This window comes from Acidisoma sp. S159 (assembly GCF_009766125.1).
GTDB lineage: Bacteria > Pseudomonadota > Alphaproteobacteria > Acetobacterales > Acetobacteraceae > Acidisoma.
Map to the genome: position 1 here is coordinate 34,353 of NZ_LMUG01000063.1, position 632 is coordinate 34,984.

The 632-nt window shown below is 63.1% G+C and carries 1 protein-coding gene; it reads right to left on the bottom strand.

Annotation, left to right across the window (positions count from 1 at the left end; genetic code table 11):
* Positions 1–202: 202 nt before the first annotated feature.
* On the bottom strand, positions 203–577 hold the full coding sequence (locus tag GSQ92_RS31460) for a zincin-like metallopeptidase domain-containing protein (RefSeq protein WP_159014014.1): 375 nt from the start codon (positions 575–577) through the stop codon (positions 203–205).
* Positions 578–632: the final 55 nt, after the last annotated feature.

The window sequence follows — 632 nt, forward strand, 5'->3', positions numbered from 1 at the left end:
TGACGGCAGGGGATACTCGTGACGCGCCGGTATTCTTCCGTGCTTCACGAAGGACGTGGTCGGCGGCAGCCCCCGAGATTCTGGCGCGATAGCGGCCGGCGACACCGCTTATCGCCGCCACGGTCTTGGCTGCCGGCGCTAAACGCGAAGCGTGGCGATCGGCTGGTCATCGCCATGCGCCGTTGGGCCGCCGCCCACGGCGCTACGCCGCCAGCGCAGTACGGGGTGCCTCGCTCTCGGTGCTGATGTCGGCCTGGACTGCGTAGTCCGGATGAAAGGCCAGCAGGTAGTCGGCGATACGCTGTGCGTCGGAGGCAGCTCGGAAGATTTCGCGCTTGTCAGCCTTCAACGTCTCTATCCAGGATCCGAGGTAGCTCGCATGGTTCGGTATATCGCTCGGCAGATCGAGGACTTTGCCGAGAAAAACCGACGCCAGTTCAGCGCGAAGCTCTTCTTGAGCGTAGGCGGCTGACCCAAAGCGGCTCGATAAACCGCGATCGAGCCGATCCTTGCCGCCTGTCCAGTGGGATTTATGCCGATATCGGCATAAGTCGCATAATGCCGCGTTCGGGATTATGCCGCGCCGATGCGCTTTTGCCTGAAACGACGTGGCTCACCGGCGCGGCGTATCG